At 45.8% G+C, this 14,222-nt stretch carries 14 protein-coding genes and 1 pseudogene; 6 read left to right on the top strand and 9 right to left on the bottom strand.

From position 1 onward, the window contains the following. The first annotated feature begins 181 nt into the window (after positions 1–181). Together rpsP and PHX29_03415 are read left to right on the top strand one after the other, a co-directional pair. Positions 182–445, top strand: a complete 264-nt coding sequence (gene rpsP, locus PHX29_03420) for a 30S ribosomal protein S16 (GenBank protein MDD5604945.1) — start codon at positions 182–184, stop codon at positions 443–445. A 2-nt stretch (positions 446–447) separates the two neighbouring features. After that, on the top strand, positions 448–678 hold the full coding sequence (locus PHX29_03415; protein MDD5604944.1) for a KH domain-containing protein: 231 nt from the start codon (positions 448–450) through the stop codon (positions 676–678). A gap of 141 nt (positions 679–819) precedes the next feature. On the opposite strand, the gene PHX29_03410 is transcribed toward PHX29_03415, so the two are convergent. The 9 genes from PHX29_03410 to PHX29_03370 all read right to left on the bottom strand — a co-directional run bounded on the left by PHX29_03410 (position 820) and on the right by PHX29_03370 (position 8,365). Next, positions 820–1,242 carry a F0F1 ATP synthase subunit epsilon gene (locus tag PHX29_03410; GenBank protein MDD5604943.1) on the bottom strand — a complete coding sequence of 141 codons (423 nt, stop codon included), beginning with the start codon at positions 1,240–1,242 and terminating at the stop codon, positions 820–822. 10 nt (positions 1,243–1,252) lie between these two features. After that, positions 1,253–2,665 (bottom strand): F0F1 ATP synthase subunit beta, encoded by a 1,413-nt coding sequence (gene atpD / locus PHX29_03405; GenBank protein ID MDD5604942.1) that lies wholly within the window; start codon positions 2,663–2,665, stop codon positions 1,253–1,255. 3 nt (positions 2,666–2,668) lie between these two features. Then, positions 2,669–3,565 carry an ATP synthase F1 subunit gamma gene (atpG, locus tag PHX29_03400; protein MDD5604941.1) on the bottom strand — a complete coding sequence of 299 codons (897 nt, stop codon included), beginning with the start codon at positions 3,563–3,565 and terminating at the stop codon, positions 2,669–2,671. A 10-nt stretch (positions 3,566–3,575) separates the two neighbouring features. Next, complete coding sequence (gene atpA / locus PHX29_03395) at positions 3,576–5,102, bottom strand: F0F1 ATP synthase subunit alpha (GenBank protein MDD5604940.1); 1,527 nt, start codon at positions 5,100–5,102, stop codon at positions 3,576–3,578. Beyond that, a complete protein-coding gene (gene atpH, locus PHX29_03390) occupies positions 5,102–5,638 on the bottom strand; it encodes an ATP synthase F1 subunit delta (GenBank protein MDD5604939.1) in 537 nt (178 codons plus the stop codon). The genes atpA and atpH overlap by 1 nt, the downstream gene beginning before the upstream one ends. Positions 5,639–5,680: 42 nt before the next feature. Then, a complete protein-coding gene (gene atpF / locus PHX29_03385) occupies positions 5,681–6,178 on the bottom strand; it encodes a F0F1 ATP synthase subunit B (protein ID MDD5604938.1) in 498 nt (165 codons plus the stop codon). A 51-nt stretch (positions 6,179–6,229) separates the two neighbouring features. Then, positions 6,230–6,460, bottom strand: a complete 231-nt coding sequence (gene atpE, locus PHX29_03380) for an ATP synthase F0 subunit C (GenBank protein ID MDD5604937.1) — start codon at positions 6,458–6,460, stop codon at positions 6,230–6,232. Between the two features lie 53 nt (positions 6,461–6,513). Beyond that, positions 6,514–7,473 (bottom strand): F0F1 ATP synthase subunit A, encoded by a 960-nt coding sequence (locus PHX29_03375; protein ID MDD5604936.1) that lies wholly within the window; start codon positions 7,471–7,473, stop codon positions 6,514–6,516. Positions 7,474–7,792: 319 nt separating this feature from the next. Then, entirely contained in the window at positions 7,793–8,365 is a 573-nt protein-coding gene (locus tag PHX29_03370; protein MDD5604935.1) for a bifunctional nuclease family protein, read from the bottom strand. Positions 8,366–8,592: 227 nt separating this feature from the next. Between PHX29_03370 and ppsA the strand changes: the two genes are divergently transcribed. The 4 genes and pseudogenes from ppsA (at position 8,593) to PHX29_03350 (ending at position 14,040) form a co-directional block, all read left to right on the top strand. Beyond that, the gene (ppsA, locus tag PHX29_03365) at positions 8,593–10,839 is read left to right on the top strand and encodes a phosphoenolpyruvate synthase (GenBank protein MDD5604934.1); all 2,247 of its coding nucleotides are present in this window, start codon (positions 8,593–8,595) and stop codon (positions 10,837–10,839) included. Further along, entirely contained in the window at positions 10,839–11,882 is a 1,044-nt protein-coding gene (locus tag PHX29_03360) for a deoxyguanosinetriphosphate triphosphohydrolase (protein MDD5604933.1), read from the top strand. Before ppsA ends, PHX29_03360 begins: the two co-directional genes overlap by 1 nt. 54 nt (positions 11,883–11,936) lie before the next feature. Then, entirely contained in the window at positions 11,937–13,751 is a 1,815-nt protein-coding gene (gene dnaG, locus PHX29_03355) for a DNA primase (protein ID MDD5604932.1), read from the top strand. Between the two features lie 217 nt (positions 13,752–13,968). Beyond that, positions 13,969–14,040, top strand: a pseudogene (locus PHX29_03350) (sigma-70 factor domain-containing protein). Positions 14,041–14,222: the final 182 nt, after the last annotated feature.

Raw genomic sequence — 14,222 nt, 5'->3', positions numbered from 1 at the left:
AATACCTTATATGGTACAACACCGAAAAGGTTCACCGGGGTATTGGCAAAAAGGCTCCCCTGCGTTATTATCTGGATAAATTTATCGCTAACCCTGAAAAGTCCAATATGTGCTGGACCCTTACACAGTATTGACAGCACCTGCGTAATGCGTCATAATTAGCACCTGATAAGGAGGAAATGTGGTTAAAATCAGGTTAAGACGTATTGGTGCACCCAAAAAACCAAGTTACCGGCTGGTAGTGACTGACAGCCAGTCACCCCGGAACGGTGCCTTTATTCAAATAATTGGTTTCTATAATCCCCTTACTCAGCCAGAAACTGTCGAAATACAGGAAGAGGCTGCCATCAAGTGGTTGAAGGAAGGGGCGCAACCAACTGCTACCGCCGCCAGGTTGCTGACCAAGGCCGGCATAATGGATAAGATCAAGTCAGCAAAGGAGTAACCATGAAGGAACTGGTTGAATTCATCGCAAAATCACTGGTAAATGCACCCGATGACGTGGTGGTTACTGAGGAAGCAAGTGAGGAGAACGGCATTGTTCTTAAACTCCAGGTCGCCGATGAAGATAAAGGGCGCATAATTGGCAAACAAGGGCGCATCGCCCAGGCTATGCGTACACTCATCCGGGTTAAAGCAGCCAAGGCTGGAACCAAGGCCTCTCTGGAAATCATCTAAAAATTACCCAGACCCGAACAACCAAGCAAATCCCCCTTTTTAAGGCTCAAAAGATGAGTTTTAGGGAGGGTTTTTGCTTTCTAAAGATTATTTATAATGAATACAAAGGCACTAAAAAGCCCGGTAAAACCGGGCTTTTTCTTACATCTCCTGATGCCTTTTCCTTCGCCTGGTGGCCACTTTCAATCTTACCAGCGAACGCTTGAGAGCGGCTTCAGCCTGTGCAGCATTCATCCCCGAAGGTCGTTCAGCCATGCTGCGCTGAGCGGCTTCTTTAGCAGCTTCCGCGCGGGCAACATCAATATCTTCAGCTCTCTCAGCTACATCAGCCAGCACAATAACTCTATCCGGTTGAACTTCAAGGTATCCGCCGCCAATCGCCAGATATTGCTCATTATTGCCTTTGCGGATTATCAATTCCCCAATCCCGAGAACTGTCATCAGCGGAGCGTGATGAGGGAGTATGCCCAGCTCACCTTCAATTCCCGGTGCTACCAGCATATCTACTTCATCAGAGAACACTGCCTCTTCCGGAGTAACTATATCCAGTTTAATTTTTGACATCGCTTGTGCTCTATTCAGCCAGCTTTCTGGCCGCCTCTACTGCTTCATCTATGGAGCCAACCATATAGAAAGCCTGCTCAGGAAGATCATCGTGCCTGCCTTCCAGGATTTCTTTAAATCCGCGCACTGTTTCGGATATCGGCACGTATTTACCCGGACGTCCTGTAAATACCTCACCTACAAAGAATGGCTGTGTCAGGAATCGTTGGATTTTACGAGCACGGGCAACGATCAGCTTATCTTCTTCACTCAGTTCTTCAATACCAAGTATAGCAATAACATCCTGAAGGTCTTTATAACGCTGAAGCACTTTCTGCACCTCACGGGCAACCTGGTAATGCTCTTCGCCCACGTTATCCGGTGAAAGAATTCGAGAAGTGGAAGCGAGCGGATCAACCGCTGGGTAAAGTGCTTGCTCGGCTAATGCCCTTTCCAATGCAATAACTGAATCAAGATGCCCAAAGGTAGCCACAACACCAGGATCAGTATAGTCGTCAGCAGGAACATAAATCGCCTGGAAAGAAGTAATCGAACCATTCTTGGTTGAAGTGATACGTTCCTGTAATTCGCCCATTTCAGTCGCCAGTGTTGGCTGATAACCTACAGCAGAAGGCATGCGCCCGAGTAGGGCTGATACCTCCATTCCAGCCAAAGTATAACGATAAATATTGTCAATGAAAAGGAGTACGTCCTGACGTCCTACTTCGCGGAAATATTCAGCCATGGTCAGCCCGGTGAGGGCTACCCTGAGACGCACTGCCGGAAGTTCGTTCATCTGCCCGAATACCAGGCAGGTTTTTTCAATGACGCCAGAATCCTGCATTTCGTGCCAGAGATCGTTACCTTCACGGGAACGTTCCCCTACACCAGCAAAAACAGAATAGCCACCATGCTCGGTGGCAATGTTGCGAATGAGTTCCTGGATAATAACTGTTTTACCAACACCGGCGCCCCCCAGGAGTCCAGCTTTACCGCCTTTAGCAAAGGGGGTAATAAGGTCAATTACCTTGATACCGGTTTCAAACATTTGAACCGTCGACTGCTGTTCGTCAAAGGTGGGAGCGTCTTGGTGGATCGGCCAGTAATCCTTGGCTTTAACCTCTCCACGGTCATCCAGCGGAGTGCCGGTCACGTTGAAAATCCTGCCCAGTGCAGCTTCACCAACCGGTACACTGATAGGCGCACCAGTATCAACTACCTCAATTCCGCGTGCCAGACCATCGGTTGGATCAAGAGAAAGACACCTTACCCAGTCATTGCCAATGTGGCTTTGAACTTCGAGGGTCAGTTTCAAATCACCGGAGTCTATTTTCAACGCATTATAGAGTGCCGGCATCTTTTCAGTTGGGAATTCGACATCGACAACCGAACCGATTACCTGTACAACTTTGCCTTTTACAGCTTCAGTATTTTCTTTTGCCATAAATTATTTCTCCTGCTCTAAAGCCATTTTACCGGCGGTAATATCCAGAAGCTCCCTGGTGATCACATCCTGGCGAGCCTTATTAAATTGAAGGGTAAGGTCTTCAACCAAATCCTTGGCATTACTGGTTGCATTACGCATGGCTACCATGCGCGCTGACTGTTCACTGGCAATTGATTCCAGAATTACCTGATAAATCCGCATTTCCACATAACGTGGCAGCAGTTCGTTCAATACACCGGCAATATCTGGTTCATAGATATGTTCAACCGCCTTGGCATCAGATTTATCACTTTCACTAGACTTAAATTGTTCGGTATCCACCGGCAACAGTTTTTCTATAATTGGCAACTGTGAAACGGTTGATACAAAACTGCTATAGGCAATATATACCTCGTCCACTGCACCTCTGGAATACTCATCGAGAACAATGCGTGAAATCGGAAGGGTTTCTACAAATGAAGGCCGGTCCCCCAAGTTAGTAAATTCTGCCATAACATTGCGCCCGGTGCGCCTCAAAAAGTCTACGCTTTTACGCCCGACTGCAATTGAATTAACCGATATTGCTTTATCCATGTAAAAATGGCCGACTTTACGATTAAGATTGCTTACCAGGCCCCCACACATTCCCCTGTCTGTCGAAATAAAAACCAGGGCTATATTCTTTACCTCACCCCGGGTATCCAGAAGGGGATGAGGTGCGCTTCCACCGCTTGCCCTGGTTGCCCTGGTTAAATCACTAATGACTTCAATCATCTTTTTAGAATACGGGCGGCCTGCCAGACCCCGTTCCTGGGCTCTGCGCATCTTTGAAGCAGCCACCATTTCCATGGCACGGGTTATCTTGGCTGTATTCTGGATACTGCGTATGCGCCTTTTAATTAAACGAATGTTTGCCAAAAGCTCTTCCTTATTTCTTCTTACCAGCCATGAAGGTTGATTTAAAAGATTCGATAGCTTCTTTTAGCTCTTTTTCAAGTTCGGGTGATAGCTTTTTCTCTTTTACTATGATTTCGCCGATTTTTGAATACCCTCTCTCCATATAACTGTAGAATGAAGTTTCAAAATCCCTGACATCTTCTACACTAACGTCATCAAGATAATTATTGGTAATGGCATAAAACATCATAACCTGTTTGTCGACCGACACTGGTGCGAACTGCGGCTGTTTCAAGATTTCTGTAATCCGCTTGCCGCGCTCCAGCTGGTTCTTGGTAGCTCGATCGAGGTCCGAAGCCCCAAACTGGGCAAAAGCTGCCAGCTCGCGGTACTGAGCCATTTCCAGCTTCAATTTACCAGCTACCTGTTTCATGGCTTTAATCTGGGCTGCACTACCAACGCGGGATACAGAAAGACCAACGTTAATAGCAGGCCGTATACCGGCGTTAAACAGATCGGGCTCCATATAAATCTGCCCGTCAGTAATTGAAATTACATTGGTAGGAACATAAGCCGATACATCACCGGCTTGGGTTTCAATAATAGGTAACGCCGTCAGCGATCCTCCGCCATGTGCTTCATCAAGCTTTGCCGCTCTTTCCAGTAATCTGCTGTGGAGATAGAAAAGATCACCCGGATAGGCTTCTCGCCCCGGAGGGCGCCTCAGAAGAAGCGACATCTGGCGGTATGCCCAGGCATGTTTTGACAGATCATCGTAGACAATCAGAGCTTCCTTGCCCTGTTCCATAAACTCTTCACCAATTGCGCATCCGGCATAAGGAGCCAGATATTGCATTGCAACTGAATCAGATGCGTTGGCAGCTACTACAATGGTGTGTTCCATGGCGCCGTTGGCCTCAAGTTGTGCAACAACCTGAGCCACCTTGGATGCTTTTTGGCCAATAGCAACGTATATACAGGTAAGATCTCCGCCCTGTTGATTGATAATAGTATCAATGGTTACAGCGGTTTTGCCGGTGGAACGGTCACCAATGATTAGCTGCCTCTGCCCTCGCCCAATAGGGAACATGCTATCTACTGCTTTAATACCAGTTTGAACCGGCGTATCAACTGATTTGCGGGCAACAACGTTGGGGGCAATTCTTTCCAAGGGGCGAGTGCTGCTGGTCTTGATATCTCCCTTGCCGTCGATGGGGCGGCCAAGAGCATCAATAACCCTGCCTATCATTGCAGAGCCAACCGGAACTTCTGCAACACGGCCGGTAGCCTTAACTTCATCCCCTTCTTTAATGCCGGCATCTTCACCAAGAATAATTGCAGAAACGTAATCTTCTTCGAGGTTCATGGCAATACCCATGACATCTCCGGGAAACCGTAAAAGTTCATTTGAACCAACGGAGCTAAGCCCGTGGATACGGGCTATACCATCACCAACTTCGGCAACGGTACCGACATCGACTACGTTGATCTTATCCTCGTACTTTTCGACGCGCTGTTTTAAAACAGCGATTATATCTTTTTCGGCTGATTTTGCCATTAGACCAGCTCCTTGCTTATAGTTTGCAGCTTGGTTCTTACACTGCCGTCAATCAATTTATCTCCAATACGGATTATCATTCCTCCCAGTATCTCGGGGTCTACCCGGCTTTCAACTACAACCGGCTTTTCAAACATTTTTGTAAGCTGTTTGCCGATATCAAGCCTGGCTGCCTCATCCAACTCAACAGCCGTAACAACATTGGCTATGCGAGTCCCTTCAATACCATGCTGTTGATCAATAAGCCTTTGATATTCGATAGAAATCGCGTTAATATAGTCAACCTTTTGCTTCTCGACAAGCAAGTTAAGCAAGCTTGTCATTTCAGGGCTAAGCTCGCTGCCTCTTTCAGCAAGCAGCACTGTCTTTTTTTCCATCGCAATATTTTTATTTGCGATCTTTTCTAAAAGTGCCTTGTCTTGCAGGAGGTCAGCAAGTAGCCTGAGTTCGCCGAGCCACTTTACTGTTCGCCCTTCTTTTCCGGCGGCTTCAAACAGCCCTTTTGCTAATTCTTTTGAATATATATTATTAGCCATATCTTTCCCCTCTTTTAAGAGGCCTTGCTCTATCTTTCAACACTATAAAACGGCTGCTTCTTTAAGCACGGAATTGATCAGGTCCTGATGAGCCTTTTCGTCGAGAGATTTGCTAATCGCCTTGCCGGCTACAACAACGGCTAAGTCTGCAACCTCTTTACGAAGCTCCACCAGGGCAGCTTCTTTTTCGCGAGCTATTTCAGCCTGGGCTTTTACAATAATAGCATCGGCCTGTTTTCTGGCATCCTGCTCCGCTTTTTTGCGAATCTCTTCAGCTGTCTGAACAGCTCGGTCAACAATTTTTTGCCCTTCAAGATTTGCAGCTTCTATACGTTTGGCAACTTCTTCTTCAGCCTGAGCAGCTTCCAGCTTGGCTTTCTCACCGGCTTCAAGGCTCTCTTTTATGCGCATGGAACGTTCGTCCATGGTTTTCAGAAATTTTTTGAAACCGACTTTATAAAGGATAAAAAACAGGATACCGAAACTTACAGCCTGCGAAATAAGCAGGGGAATGTTGATACCCATACCTTCTAATTCCATTATTCCTACTCCCTGGGATTTAAATGAAGATCCATCATTAAATTAAAAATACTAGGCCACAAAGATAAGCAGGATTGAAACAATCAGAGCATAAATAGCAACTGCTTCTGTCAGGCCGGCCATAAGGATCATGTTGGTAAACATGGCACCCCTGGCGTCCGGATTGCGGGCAATACCCTGGAGCATATTAGCACCAATCAAACCCAAACCGATACCAGGCCCGAGCATACCCAGGCCAGTGGACAGGCCTGCACCAAGTAATTTAGCGGCTTCCAATTCCATGTGTATAATCCCCCTTCAATTATTTACTTATTTAAATTTATGTTATCTACTGTCTAGTGTTCCTCAGCATGAGGAGTCACTGCCACTGAGAGGTATACGATCGCCAAACTGGCAAACACCAGGGCCTGAATGAAACCAACCAGCAATTCAAGACCATAGAACGGTAATGGCAACAAGTAAGGAATCAGGAATGCCATCATAAGCAGCAAGATTTCTCCTGCCAGCATATTACCAAACAACCGGAAACTGAGGCTTAAAATCCTAACCATCTCACTTATCAATTCCAGAAGACCGGCAAATGCAGTCATAAAGCCAGTTACTATTTCCATAGCGGCTTTACCACGAGTTTCTTTTGAGAAAAGCATCTTGAAACCGCGTGCTAATCCGCCAAATACGAAAAATTTCTTGAGGTACCCGAAGCCGAGTCGCTTAAAGCCGATAATTTCAACCGTAAAGAAGGTAATAAGGGCTAAAGCCAGGGTAGTACTCAGATCGGTGCCGGTGCTCCGCAGTAATTCCACATGTTCGCCACCACTAAAATGCACCAGAATGGAACCAAACCCGGGAATGAGTGCAAGCCAGGCAGAAGTAATAATAAAAAGAAACAGCGTAGTTATAAACGGAAAGAACCGCCTTCCGTCCTTTTCACCAGCTGTAGAGACGCAGAGATCGTAAATCCAGCCGAGAGCTGCTTCCAAAGCGCTCTGCAGTTTCCCGGGAACCATTTTAGGCTTTTTAAAACCAGCCCAAAAAACAAGGCTCAATACAATTATAGTGACCCAAGTAGCAATTAGCGTGTTGGTAACCGGAATACCAAAAAGATTAAAGATGGCATCTGCCGGTAATTTAATATGAGGCGTGTCCAGGGTCATCCACGAAGGAAGCCCTTCAACACCAAACGCTCTGCCCAGGGGCCCCGCAAGAAGTCCTAAAATGACTATTGCCAAAACCAGAACCACGAGCACAATGGCTACCGGTAGTGAACAGCCAAGGCAGCCCTTCTTCTTAGCCACTAGCTATCCCCCTTACCTGAATTATTTTCGCAAAGAATGCAAGTGCATCCTGCATAGCCTAAATTCGTTTATAAAAATCCATAAAAAAAGCTTGGTTACAAAAACGCAGAATTACTAAACCAAGCTTTATGGGTACAAAAATTAAGAGACATCAATTTAAATTTACCAGCCGGACCTGCATATACATATTGCGCTTGATAAGGTGAAACCTGCAATTTTTATTTCCAAGAGGATAGCATAACAAAACCACTTAAAGCAAGTCAAAAGCTGGAATAAATATTATGTTAACAAGAATTCTTGACCCCAAAACCAGACTTTTTCAGGATTTGTTTTTATCGAAGTCATCTAAATCAAGGGTATCGATAAATTCACGAAAAGCGCCGAGCCGTCTCATTTCCTCTTCGCTCACTTTACCACCCTTTCCTTCCGCTTCCAGACCATCAGTGCTATCCAGGATCAAATCATCGGTTTCTTTATCCCTGTCAAGAGATATCCCTGCTTTATCAAGCACACTTTCATCAATAAAAATAGGTGAGTCCGCCCTGATTGCCAATGCAAGCGCATCGCTTGGCCGAGCATCAATTTCATATTGACGCCCATTTAGGTTAAGAATAATTTTTGCATAAAAGATATCATTTTCAAGCGAATTTACAATAATAGAATCTACTGAAGCGCCTAACGCATCTATCATTTTTTGCAGAAGATCATGGGTCATAGGCCGCGGGACGGTTTCATTCTTCAGTTTGATAAGTATCGCGCGGGCTTCTGCCTGGCCAATAAATATTGGAAGGTACCTTTTACTCGACCGCTCTCTTAAAAGAACAACATACTGATACTCCGGCTTTCGGTTCATCAGTCCGATACGAACACTATCAATAGTAACCTCAATCATATATGGCACCTCCTAGGCATCTTGGCTACAGACTGCTTTCGCAGGGAAATTCTACTCTGGGTAAATTATACTGTCAAATACCGGCATAAAATACAACAGGAACATTATACAGTAACCGAGCTGTGGGAATCCTTGCTTTTTCAAGCTGTTGTCGACATTACTTTATTCAAGTACCCCACTATTGTTATAATAATGGCACTTTAAATTCCCTAAGGAGATAATTACGTATGGAAAAGGCCGTAGTGTGGTTCAAAGAAGTCGGCAAGGGTGATATCGCCACGGTCGGCGGAAAAGGCGCCAACCTTGGAGAGATGACCCAAGCCAATATACCAGTACCCCCGGGCTTTATAGTCACCTCACAGGCCTATTACAGTTTCTTGGAAGAATCAAAGTTAACCGCAAAAATTCAAACCCTGTTAAAAAACCTCGATGCCAACAATTCCCGCCAGTTACAAGAAACCAGCAGAAAAATTAAACAGGTAATATCATCGGCTGCAATGCCTGAGGAAATAAAAACAGCTATCAAAAAAGCTTACATTAAGTTAGGTCAAGGCCTCGTAGCCGTAAGGTCATCAGCAACCGCTGAAGATCTCCCAGAAGCCTCCTTCGCCGGCCAGCAAAGTACCTATTTGAATATAGAAGGAGAGGACAATGTAATCCAGGCGGTGCAACACTGCTGGGCGTCACTTTTTGAATCACGTGCCATTTACTATCGTGAGCAGCAGGGGTATGAGCATCTCAAGGTTGGTATAGCTGTACCAGTTCAGAGAATGGTTAACTCCCGTACTTCAGGAGTAATGTTTACCGTAGAACCAGTTACAAGTGATACTCAGAAAATGGTAATTGAAGCCATATACGGCCTTGGTGAAGGTCTGGTCTCCGGAGAAGTGAGCCCAGACCTTTATATTATCGACAAGAAAGAGATGAAGACCGTCTCAAAGAAAATCAGTCGGCAAGAACAACAACTCACCCGTAATCCTGCACCAGGAGAGAAGGAGCCTAACATATGGTTGCAGCTTCCAGCAAGAATTCAAAAACAGCAAAAGCTCACTGATGCCGAAATTCTCCAGCTGGCTAATATGGGCAGGTTGATTGAAGACCACTACGGCCAACCTCAAGACATCGAGTGGGCAAGAGAGAACAACACCTTTTACATAGTTCAATCGCGGCCGGTAACCGCACTTAAAGAAAGTATGGAGGAAGAGATAGAGATAGATGCACCGGTGCTCCTTACCGGAGATGCTGCTTCTCCTGGTTTGGCATCCGGACCAGTACGAATTATCCTTGACCCCACCCAACTTGACCAGGTAGGAGAAGGAGACATTCTGGTTGCCGAAATGACGACTCCCGACTTTGTACCAGCCATGAAAAGAGCGGCGGCTATTTTAACCGACCGTGGCGGACGAACTGCTCACGCTGCCATCGTCAGCCGCGAATTGGGCATACCCTGTGTTGTCGGCGCCAGCCAGGCAACCGGCAAGCTGGCTAATGATCAGATAATCACCGTAGATGGCAGCCACGGCAAAGTATACGAAGGTAAGGTGGGTGCTGATTCTGCCTCTTCGTTTGCCGCCAATGTATTAAGAGAAGCAATTGAAACCAAAACAAGAGTATATGTCAACCTCGCCCAGCCTGAACTGGCAGAAATGGTAGCAGGGAGAAATGTAGATGGTGTCGGCCTTCTGAGAGCGGAATTTATGGTCGCTCAGATTGGCGAACATCCTAAATACATGCTAAAACACAAACGCGAGCATGAATTTGTTGATAAACTTTATAATAACATACTAACGTTTGCCAAGGCTTTCTATCCCAGGCCGGTTGTCTATAGAACTACTGACTTTAAAACCAATGAATATCGCGATCTTATCGGTGGGAGGGAATTCGAAGAAATTGAAGAGAATCCCATGCTTGGATATCGTGGCGCTTCTCGTTATATCACTGATATTGAATCATTCAAGCTTGAAATAGAGGCCATCAGAAGAGTGCGCAAGGATTACCCCAATCTCTGGGTAATGATACCATTCGTTCGCACTATTGGGGAGCTTCAGGCTACTAAAGATCTGCTTGAGTCTGAAGGTCTTAAGCGCTCGAGGGATTTTCGTTTATGGATGATGGTTGAAGTACCGGCCAATATTTTCCTTATCGACAAGTTTTTAAGTGTGGGCGTAGATGGTATATCCATCGGCTCGAACGATCTTACCCAGCTTATTTTGGGTATCGACCGTGATTCCGATCGCCTGGCAAAAACATTCGACGAGCGCAATGAAGCTGTACTTATGGCACTGGAGAGGGCCATAACCATATCGAAAGAAATGGGCGTAACCTCTTCTATCTGCGGCCAGGCACCATCGGTCCACCCGGAACTTACAGAAAAATTAGTAAGCTGGGGCATTACCTCCGTTTCGGTAAGCCCGGATATGATAGGTGTCACCCGGGAAATAATTGCCAAGGCAGAAGCAAAGCTAAAAAAATAATGCCAAGCTGGAGCCAAGTCCGCCTTCGAGCAGAAGAAAGAGAACTGACACTCCTTTCGCCATACGCATGTAAAAGCAGGTTAAGCCGTGGCCGGGATAAGCCCGAAGAACTCTGTGATCTACGCACTGAATTCCAGCGCGACAGGGATCGCATTATCCATTGCAAGGCTTTCCGTAGGCTAAAACATAAAACCCAGGTATTTATTGCCCCAACGGGAGACCACTATGTTACGCGGCTAACTCACACACTCGAGGTGACTCAGATAGCTCGCACTATTGCAAGAGCTTTAAACCTTAACGAAGACCTGGCCGAGGCAATTGGGCTAGGTCATGATTTGGGGCATACACCTTTTGGCCACACCGGAGAAGAAGTATTGAACCAGCTTTATAAACCCGGATTCAGACATAACCAGCAGAGCCTAAGGGTAGCGGATATTCTTGAAAATGATGGAAATGGGTTGAACCTTACCTGGGAAGTTAGGGACGGTATTCTAAACCACTCCAAATCAATGGAAGAAATTTTGGGGGAAGGCTGGGGGGAAACCGGTTCCCTTGAAGCAGATGTGGTGAAACTGTCTGACCTGGTCGCTTATATCAATCACGACGTTGAGGATGCCATCCGCGCAGGCATGATAGTTGCCACCGATCTTCCGGAATCGTCAAGGAAAATCATGGGCAACACTCACCGTGAACGTATCAACAATATGATCACTGACATTATTATGACTTCCTGGTCGGTTACCGGCCAGGTTGATTCTCCGGCACCATCGATAGGCATGAGCCCTACAATGAGAGAAGCCGCTAGCGAATTGAAGGATTTTCTTTTTACCCGAGTATATAAAATTAGGTCTATGCTCGACGCAACGGAACCTGCCAGACAAATAGTTGCAAACCTGTTTGAACATCTTTGTTGCCATCCGGAACTACTGCCTAAAGATTATCCGGTAATCTGCCGAGGTGACACAACCAGAGCTGTTGTGGATTACATTGCCGGCATGACAGATCAATATGCTTCCCGGCTGGCAGAAAAGCTCAACCTTTAATTACCTTCTTTATTTTTTATGTAAACTCCATAATATTGTATAATAGGGCTATTAATGAGTGCTATCGAAGAAATCAAGCAAAAACTGGACATCGTCGAAATAGCCGGACAGTATACCCAACTCGCCAAATCAGGCAAGAATTTTAAGGGTATATGCCCCTTCCACCAGGAAAAGCATGGGTCCTTTTTTGTTTTTCCTGACCGGCAGAGCTGGCACTGTTTCGGAGCCTGTTCTACCGGTGGTGATATATTCTCCCTGGTAATGAAAAAGGAAGGCATGGATTTTGGTGACGCACTTAAACTGTTGGCATCTAGAGCGGGGGTTGTGTTACCCTCTCCCGCCAGGCTTAAAGAAGATAAAAACAAACACGACCGTCTATTTCAAATCAATGATGCTGCCAGAGATTACTATCATGAGCAATTAAAAAATTCTGTCGAAGCCGAAAAAGCACGAAATTATGTAAACAAACGCGGTATCAACGCTCGTTCTCTGTCAGATTTCAAGCTTGGCTATAGTCTAACTGGCCGGGATAACCTGCGAAAACACCTGCTTGAGCGTGGGTTCTCTGTTGAGGAAATGTTAGAAGCCGGATTGTTAATAGAAGTTGAATCCGGTATTATTGACCGTTTCCACAACCGGTTAATGTTCCCGATTTCTAATGCTGAAGGTAAAACTGCGGGTTTCGGCGGGCGAGAAATGGACGGTTCCCAACCTAAATATCTCAACTCGCCGGAAACTCCGATATTCGATAAGAGCGGCTTACTATATGGCTTTGACCTTGCACGTGAAGAAGCGAGGAAACAGGATATGATAGTAATGGTAGAAGGCTATATGGATGCCATTATCTCGCATCAATACGGTTTTAAATATACCATGGCCTCGATGGGAACGTCTATAGGTGATCGTCAAATAGATGCGATAAAGAAGATAACCAGAAATCTTTTCCTGGCTATGGATGCCGATGAAGCTGGCGAAAAAGCCATGATAAGGTTGATTGATTACGAAAATACTCTCAATCATGAAATTAAAGTTGTTACTATCCCCAACGGATTGGATCCAGATGAAGTTATCAACCGCTCACCCAAGACCTGGCAGCAATTGCTGGAGAAGGCTGAACCATTGCTTGATTTTTCATTTTCTACAGCAGCTAGAGAAGTTGACCTGGATAGCGCTGCTGGGAAGTCTCGCCTGGCAGAAATACTTTTACCAACAATAGCCCAAATTCAAAACCCTATACGCCAAGCACACTATCTGCAAAAACTCTCAGGCATGATAAAAGTAGATCAGCAAAGGCTGGAGTCTTCTCTCAATGAGCTCGGAAGGCGTCGGCCATCAGGTTCATATCAGGCGCCTGTCACCAGGAAAAAATCCGGAAACAAGTTGTTTTCCAGCCCGCGTGAAGAATTCTGTCTTGCTATGCTGATACAATACCCCCAGCTGAAAGATAAAACAGCTGGATTGAAACTTGAATATTTTTCTAACAGCGAGAATGCAGAAGTGTTTTCTGCGCTGTTAGCAAGCAGCGATTCGGCGTCAGTGAGAGACGGACTCGATGGAGCAACTGTGGAGCATTATGACCGGCTGGCTAACCAGACAGTTGCCCCCCAGGGACTGGAAATCAAGCTCAAGGAATGCATCTTGTTGCTGAAAGAAAGCTACCTGAGACGCGTCCTGCAAAACCAGGAAGCTATATTAGGCTCGACCGATCTTACCCAGGAAGAAAAGGATGCCCTGATCCGGCAAGGTTTCGACGTCAACCATGAATTAAAAGAATTGTTTTATGAAAAATCCAAGGGCCTGGAAAGAATGAAAAGGGAGAAAAGCACTGATGGCACCAGAAAAAAAGAAGAAGAAAAAGAAGGATATTGATATCAAGGATGAATCGGATGATATTGCTACCGTCGAGGTAGAAGAAGAAGCCGAAGAAGAGCCTTCAGACGAAGACATACCTACTGAAGAAAGCTTACTCGAAGATGAATTAAATCCCGATGATGAGATTGAAGACGACCTTGAAGCAGAGGAAGAGGATCTCACAATACCCCTGGATCAGATCGACGATCATGGAGTTGTCGATGATCCGGTAAGAATGTACCTGCACGAAATCGGGCGAGTCCCCCTGCTTAGCGCGGATGATGAAAAAGTACTGGCAAAAAAAATGGAAGCCGGGAAGCGCATTCGTGAGATTCGTGAAGGCTACATAGATACCTACGGCATTGCCCCAACACCAATCCAACTGGTATTGAACATGCTCATCGATTTGGGTAAAGCCCGGGAGACCTTCTATTTATTTCAGGAGGAATTGGGGCTCGAAAAAACTGCTAATTTCAAGAAAGCCATTAC

It is taken from the genome of Dehalococcoidales bacterium (assembly GCA_028717385.1).
Classification (GTDB): Bacteria; Chloroflexota; Dehalococcoidia; order Dehalococcoidales; family CSSed11-197; genus CSSed11-197.
Note: the sequence above shows the minus strand (reverse complement) of the source record. Positions and strands in the feature narration are given on the sequence as shown.

Coding starts and splice junctions, on each gene's coding strand:
- PHX29_03370 (MDD5604935.1), bottom strand. CDS start 8,365: ATGATTGAGGTTACTATTGATAGTGTTCGTATCGGACTGATGAACCGA.
- atpA (MDD5604940.1), bottom strand. CDS start 5,102: ATGGCAAAATCAGCCGAAAAAGATATAATCGCTGTTTTAAAACAGCGC.
- ppsA (MDD5604934.1), top strand. CDS start 8,593: ATGGAAAAGGCCGTAGTGTGGTTCAAAGAAGTCGGCAAGGGTGATATC.
- PHX29_03410 (MDD5604943.1), bottom strand. CDS start 1,242: ATGTCAAAAATTAAACTGGATATAGTTACTCCGGAAGAGGCAGTGTTC.
- dnaG (MDD5604932.1), top strand. CDS start 11,937: ATGAGTGCTATCGAAGAAATCAAGCAAAAACTGGACATCGTCGAAATA.
- atpF (MDD5604938.1), bottom strand. CDS start 6,178: ATGGAATTAGAAGGTATGGGTATCAACATTCCCCTGCTTATTTCGCAG.
- atpE (MDD5604937.1), bottom strand. CDS start 6,460: ATGGAATTGGAAGCCGCTAAATTACTTGGTGCAGGCCTGTCCACTGGC.
- PHX29_03360 (MDD5604933.1), top strand. CDS start 10,839: ATGCCAAGCTGGAGCCAAGTCCGCCTTCGAGCAGAAGAAAGAGAACTG.
- PHX29_03415 (MDD5604944.1), top strand. CDS start 448: ATGAAGGAACTGGTTGAATTCATCGCAAAATCACTGGTAAATGCACCC.
- atpH (MDD5604939.1), bottom strand. CDS start 5,638: ATGGCTAATAATATATATTCAAAAGAATTAGCAAAAGGGCTGTTTGAA.
- atpD (MDD5604942.1), bottom strand. CDS start 2,665: ATGGCAAAAGAAAATACTGAAGCTGTAAAAGGCAAAGTTGTACAGGTA.